The 6166-nt window shown below is 58.8% G+C and carries 7 protein-coding genes; 4 read left to right on the forward strand and 3 right to left on the reverse strand.

Annotated features, from left to right (window positions below; translation table 11 throughout):
- The coding region (locus NW837_RS01680; protein WP_414328991.1) for an ABC transporter substrate-binding protein at window positions 1–419 on the reverse strand (419 nt) is incomplete at its 3' end.
- Window positions 420–990: 571 nt separating this feature from the next.
- On the opposite strand from NW837_RS01680, the gene upp reads away from it, so the two are divergent.
- The 3 genes from upp to NW837_RS01695 all read left to right on the forward strand — a co-directional run bounded on the left by upp (window position 991) and on the right by NW837_RS01695 (window position 3529).
- The gene (gene upp, locus NW837_RS01685; protein ID WP_011433955.1) at window positions 991–1680 is read left to right on the forward strand and encodes a uracil phosphoribosyltransferase; all 690 of its coding nucleotides are present in this window, start codon (window positions 991–993) and stop codon (window positions 1678–1680) included.
- A gap of 270 nt (window positions 1681–1950) precedes the next feature.
- On the forward strand, window positions 1951–2835 hold the full coding sequence (locus NW837_RS01690; protein WP_414328992.1) for a hypothetical protein: 885 nt from the start codon (window positions 1951–1953) through the stop codon (window positions 2833–2835).
- Window positions 2822–3529 carry a tetratricopeptide repeat protein gene (locus NW837_RS01695; protein WP_414328993.1) on the forward strand — a complete coding sequence of 236 codons (708 nt, stop codon included), beginning with the start codon at window positions 2822–2824 and terminating at the stop codon, window positions 3527–3529. The genes NW837_RS01690 and NW837_RS01695 overlap by 14 nt, the downstream gene beginning before the upstream one ends.
- Before the next feature lie 72 nt (window positions 3530–3601).
- Here the strand turns inward: NW837_RS01695 and NW837_RS01700 are convergent, their stop codons facing one another.
- Together NW837_RS01700 and NW837_RS01705 are read right to left on the reverse strand one after the other, a co-directional pair.
- Window positions 3602–3754: a hypothetical protein gene (locus NW837_RS01700; protein ID WP_414328994.1), complete on the reverse strand. Its 153-nt coding sequence runs from the start codon at window positions 3752–3754 to the stop codon at window positions 3602–3604.
- 72 nt (window positions 3755–3826) lie between these two features.
- Window positions 3827–4948: an LptF/LptG family permease gene (locus tag NW837_RS01705; RefSeq protein ID WP_414328995.1), complete on the reverse strand. Its 1122-nt coding sequence runs from the start codon at window positions 4946–4948 to the stop codon at window positions 3827–3829.
- A gap of 293 nt (window positions 4949–5241) precedes the next feature.
- On the opposite strand from NW837_RS01705, the gene NW837_RS01710 reads away from it, so the two are divergent.
- Window positions 5242–6120 (forward strand): pyruvate kinase, encoded by an 879-nt coding sequence (locus NW837_RS01710; protein WP_414328996.1) that lies wholly within the window; start codon window positions 5242–5244, stop codon window positions 6118–6120.
- Window positions 6121–6166: the final 46 nt, after the last annotated feature.

The raw sequence follows: 6166 nt of genomic DNA on the forward strand, positions 1-6166 counted from the left end.
GGGTCTTTCTGGAAAATGGCTGCCACACACACCAAAGGGATCCCTTCTCGCACAGCATTGATCACCCCTGTGCTTCCCCCCATGGCAAACTCGGCAGCTCCACCGGCCAAAACTTGGGTGATGTTGATGCCGGGGCCACCCATCTTGATGGTTACATCCAGGCCATGCTCGCGGTAGATGCCGGTCGCCACCGCCTGATAGAAGCCGCCGTGTTCCGCCTGAGCATACCAGTTGGTAGCATAGGAAACGCGATCCAGGCCGGATCCCTGAGCCACGATCAGGGTGGGAGAGGGTTTGCGCTGAGCTTGGCCGCCCCCTGCCGCCAGCAGACCGCCCCCAAGGGCTGCGGCTCCCACTTTGAGAAGCTGACGGCGGCTCAGAGCCTTGGTGTTCGAGTCAGAGGGTTGAGACGAAGCCATAATCCATTCTCCCTAAGCTAATCCTTGCAAGGTGTGAGGGGGCCAAAGATGCAGGTACAGCCTATTGAGGGGCTACGGATACGGTTGTAAACCTACTTGTTCTAAACCTCATCGGAGTCAAGCCTCAGAAACACGATGTTTTGTATCCCTTAAGTTTTGTATCCCTTAATTTGTGAACAGGCTGTAACTTGCGACACCCCATTAAGCCAGAAACCCTTGGGCAGAGCGGTATCTCCGGCTACCGGCACTTGCAGACGAGAGCCGTTGGCGTTCGGTTCCATCGGCGGGAGGCCAAGCTGCCCTGGGGCCAGCACCTCAGTTCGCAAATGGCAAGAGGAACAAAACCCGAAACCAGCCTTGCCCTGGTCTATCCCAAACCTGTAGCCACCGAACATGACCGGCGCTCGAAGTAACCTGCAGATCTCATTCTGCCGCAATCTTGCTGGGTCAAAGAGCCCCACCCCTTGAGCATTTGCCGGAGCTGTTGGCAATTTATCCCCGGTCGGGATGGAGTTGCGGCCAATTGGAGAGCTTGCTTTCTAGAGCTTGCTTTCTGCTAAGGCAACCCGCTATGCTACCGCCCAGATTGAGGCATTCTCCCGTGGCAAGTCAGCAGCTTCGTGTCTATGTCCCCCCTCACCCGCTCATTAAGCACTGGCTAACCGTGGCTCGGGATGCGGAGACGCCCATGCCCCTGTTTCGCACGGCCATGTCGGAGCTGGGCCGCTGGCTAACCTATGAGGCGATGCGGGAGTGGATCCCCACCCAAACCGTTCAGGTGCAAACCCCTTTGGAACCCGTTGCCGCAGAGGTCATCGCGCCGGATACCCTGCTGGGCATTGTGCCTGTATTGCGGGCTGGCTTGGCGATGCTGGAAGGCTGTCAGGCCCTTTTGCCCCAGGCGCGGATCTTTCACATTGGCATGGTGCGGGATGAGGAAACGCTGCAGGCCAGTTGCTACCTCAATCGCCTTCCAGAGCGGATCCCTGAACAGATGCGCATTCTCATTCCCGAGCCGATGTTGGCCACCGGGGGCACGCTGCTCTGGGTTTTGGATGAGCTAAAAAAACGGGGGGCGGATCCCAGCTTGGTTAGAATTGTCAGCGCATTGGCAGCGCCCCCAGGGTTACAGCGGTTGGGATCCCACTACCCAATGGTGCAAATCTTCTGCGCCATGATTGACGAGCGGCTGAACGATCGAGGGTTCATTTTGCCCGGGCTGGGGGATGCAGGGGATCGCGCCTTCGGCACAGAGAACTAGCCACTGACCCACTCAATCTGTCTGTCTTCTCTGCTGCTGGTTTTTGAGCCAAGATCTTCGGCGACACACGCATTCTGGAGTGCTCAATCGAGCTTTTACCACTTCTGGCGCACGGATTGCCCATTCACCCAGATGCTTTGAGGGAGAGCATTTGAGGCTAATCCCCCTCAGGTTGGTCAAGCTATTGGATCATAGGTACTGTAGGACGCTTCAGCCGGTCGTGCTGCTTGAAATTTTGACGGGGCCAGCGCCTTTCCCTTTCCTGCACCTATGCGACTTGTCCTTACCAGTTTAGATGGCAGCTTGCTGGATCTAGAGTTCAACAGCTATGGTGCTGCCCGACAAGCCTTGGCTGCCCTAGAGCGCCGCTCCATTCCCTTGGTGCTCTACAGCCTGCGCACCCGCGCTCAACTGGAACATGTGCGGCGGCAGTTGCGCCTGGAGCATCCGTTCATCTGTGAGGATGGCTCTGCCGTTTACGTTCCCGAGCATTACTTCCCGGCGGGCATCCTAGACGAGCAGTGGCAACACCGACCGCCCTACTACGTGTATGCTTTGGGTCTGCCCTATTCTCGCCTGCGCAGCATCCTGCAACAGGTGCGTCAAGAGTCCCACTTGGATTTGATCGGGTTTGGGGATTGGACTGCCTCTGAACTGGCCGCTGCCACTGGGATCCCTTTGGAAGAGGCAGAGCGGGCGCAGCAGCGAGAGTACAGTGAGATTTTCAGCTATTCCGGGGATCCCGAAACCCTGCGGGAAGCTTTTGCCCAGCAAGAAGCCAACCTCACCCAACATCTGCTGCGGGTGCGTCAGCTTCACTTCTCTAGCCTGCCGCAATGGTATCTGACCGGATGGATACGGCCAACGATGGCCGCAGAACCCAATTGGTTACCGGGGGAGCAGGCGGTGCGGCGGCTGCTGGATTGCTATCAACGGCATCTGGGCCCTATCAAAGCTTTGGGCATTGGGTGTTCCCCGCCAGATGTGGCCTTTTTGCGATGGTCGGAACAAAAAGTGGTGCTTCCCAGCCCCATTGCGGATAGTCTCTGGAGTGAGGCCCTGCCTCAATGGCAATTGGCTCAGCTCCCCGGCCCAGAGGGGTGGAATGAAGTGGTGTTGATGTGGTTGGAGGAAACAGATCATGGTGATGAATAGGCAGCAGATTGGTCGTCAGGCTGTACCCTTAGGCCTGAAAACGGTGGGGTGCCTGCTGAGCTTGGCGGTGGCCATGCCTGCCCACGCGCAACCGCCCATGACCCTACTGACAGGGGAGCCGACGGTCGCCCAACTGAAGGAAGACGGAGCTCGCTATCTGCAGATGGGCTTCCATACCTTGGCCATCAACGCCTACCGGAGCGCAATTGAACTGGAAGAAAAAACCTTGGTGCTGCCCAGCGAACGGGATCCCGATGTGCCTTTTAACCTCGGCTTGATCTACGCCCGTCAGGGCAAGCTGGCGGAGGCGCGCGCTGCCTTTCAACGCTCGGTAGAGGTGGATCCCAGTGGCTTTAAGGCTCGCTATCAACTGGCCTTGGTGGATCTCAAGCTGGGGAACCTGGTCGCTGCCAAAGAGCAGCTCACCCTCTTGGCCCATGCCGCCAGCAACCATCCCGAAACCCACAGCCATATTCAAGCTCTGCTGGCCACTCTGGAGTCTGTTCCCTTGCCTGGCCAACAAGGGGAGAACCCGGCTCGCCCTCCAGCCGTTGAGTCAGAAGCCGCCAAGCTTTTGCTCGAACCTCAGAAAACAGAAACAGCCGCCCTGCCCACCGCAGCTGAGCAAAAACCGCCAGAGGAGACAAAACCTCTCTCGACTCTGCAGCGGCTACGTCAACGGGAGCGGGACTAGAGCCCCCTCTAGTTTTAACTATTTCTTAAGGCATGGGGCCGGCTGCCAGGGATCCCGTCACCGGGCCTTGGGCTAGGCTCGCCCCTTTTGGGGATCCGACTGAGAATCCTCGGGCTGGGGCCCTTTGGTGGTGAACACCGTGGTGAACATCATCAGCATGCCTCCCCCCAAGATCAGCAGGGCTAATCCGCCAAACATCCAATTCATCCAAGCTTGAACTTCCATGGGGGAGCTCTCCAGAATACGAGAATCCATTGGGCAGTTTTATCCTACATCTGGAGAAGCGGTGCCCAGCAGCTACTGATTGGCTCGGTAAAGCAACCCCAGCCCTACGGCGGCACAGATCAAGTTGGGCAACCAAGCCGCCATTGCTGGCCCCAGCGTCCCAATTTGTCCCAGCGCCTGGGTGATGAACAGCAGCACATAGAAGGCAAAGATAATCAGCACACTGATGCCCAACCCCAAAGAGGAACCGGTGCGCTGCGGGCGCAGCCCCAAAGGCACCCCAATCAGGGTAAACGCCAGACACGCGAAAGGAATGGCATACTTTTGGTTGAGGCTGACCTGCAGACGGCGCACCCGTTGCAGATCTCCAGAACTGGCGATCACCTCGATGTAATGCTTCAGCTCCCGAATGTTCATTTCCTCAGGGCTGCGAATCTCCTGAGCCAGCTCCAGCGGCGCGCGAGGCAGACGCAACTCCTGCCGGCTGAAGGTGGCAATGTTGCTGTAGGTGCCATCCGGAGAAACGATGTAGTTGGTGCCATCCTCAAACACCCAAAGATTCTCTTGGGGATCCCAGCGCCCCCGCTGGGCCAGCAGAATTTGGTTGAGCGCCTCGTTGGAAAAATCCAGGACGATAATGCCGCGCATTTGCTTTCCATCGAAGCTGCGGGCGTAGAACTGACGGGTTAGCCCTTGTCGCCGGGAAAAGGTGCCGTCTGGCTCAGGCATGAGGATCTCGCCAAATTCTTGGTAGAGGATATTGTCCCGCCGGAAGTCCGGATCCCGATTTAAAGCTCGGTTCAAAGTCGTGGCTGCCTGGCGATTGCTCACCGGAACCACCAGCTCATTGAACAGAAAGGTTAAAGCCGTCACCAGCAAGCTGAGGATGAGGGCAGGCACCATGAGGCGGTAAAGGCTCACCCCGCAGCCGCGCAGGGCTGTGATTTCGCTATCGGCAGACAAGCGCCCATAAGCCAGCAACGTCGCCAGCAACATGGACATCGGGAACGTCAAAACGATGATCCCCGGCGCCCGCAACACAAACACCTGTAACGCCGCCGAAAGCGACAGACCCGCTTCCACCACCAGGCGCACCAGCTCAAACAGGGATCCCACCGCCATCACCAAGGTTGTGAAAGCTCCCACCCCAAAGAGAAACGGCAGCAGCATCTCCGAGAGGACATAGCGATCCATCAGGCCCACCGCGCAAACGAGGGAGAGCCTGTGGTCAGGCCGCTCGCGGGAACGGGCAGGAGGGAGAGAATGAAGTTTCACGCAACCCAAGGAAGTAGTAGGCAGGACAGCCGAAGGCTGTTAACGACTCTAGACCGGAACACTGGGCAATGAAAGGCTATCGCCTTCCTTTCTCAACCTAACCCGCCTATGATCGACCCCAAGTAAGCTCAGGCATAGAATTGGGCCGGGTTTGTCTTGGGAAGACTTTCGACATGGTTTCCTCCTCTTCCCCCTCCTGCAATCTTAGGAGTTTGCTGGAGCGGCTCCTGGAGCTGCGGCAGCAGGTTGTAGAGGGATCCCAGAAATACTTGGCCGCTTGGGGCTGCCTTACGAGCCCTCCTGCGGCCATCCACAACCTGGCGCGCTACCTGGCGCTGCGCCAACAGGATCTGCGCAGCTTGCAACTGGAGCTGGCGGCTGCGGGGCTGTCCTCGCTGGGGCGCTGTGAGTCGCGGGTTCTGGAGAGCCTGGATGCGGTGATTGCTATTTTGGCAGCCACCCAGGGTTTGACCCATACGGCACCCAGCTATGAAGAGTTTTACGCCGGGGATACGGCACTAGAGCAGCACGCCGAGGCGCTGTTTGGCCCCCCTTCTCCCCATCGCCGCGCGCGCATCATGGTGACCCTGCCCAGCGAAGCCGCCGAGCAGCCGGAGCTGTTGCTGCAGTTGTTGGAGCGGGGCATGAACGTGGCCCGCATCAACTGCGCCCACGACGAGCCCTCGGTGTGGGAGAAAATGGTGGCCCACTTGCGCCAGGCCGAAGCCCAGACCCAACGGCGTTGCAAGATTTTGCTGGACCTGGCTGGCCCCAAGATCCGCACCGGCCCAGTGGCCATGCCCCCCGGCAAAACCAAGGTGTACCGCGGGGATCGCATCCTGCTCACCGCGAAGGTTCCTGAGGCCAGCGCCGATATCTCCTGCCAGGTGACCTGCAGCCTGCCGGAGGTTTTGGCGCACCTGCAAGTGGGGGCAACCGTTTGGATCGACGACGGCAAAATCGGCGCCCGCGTGGTAAGGATCGAGCCGGCAGGCGTGGTGCTGGAGGTGGACAAAGTTGCCCCTCAGGGCAAGAAGTTGCGAGCAGAAAAAGGCCTCAATTTTCGTAAACTACCCGGCTCCGACCGCTAAGCGGTACGGAGCGGGCTTTCAGTAGCCCTGAGCCTGCTCTGCCCTA

It is taken from the genome of Synechococcus sp. R6-10 (genome assembly GCF_047461815.1).
Classification (GTDB): Bacteria; Cyanobacteriota; Cyanobacteriia; order Thermostichales; family Thermostichaceae; genus Thermostichus.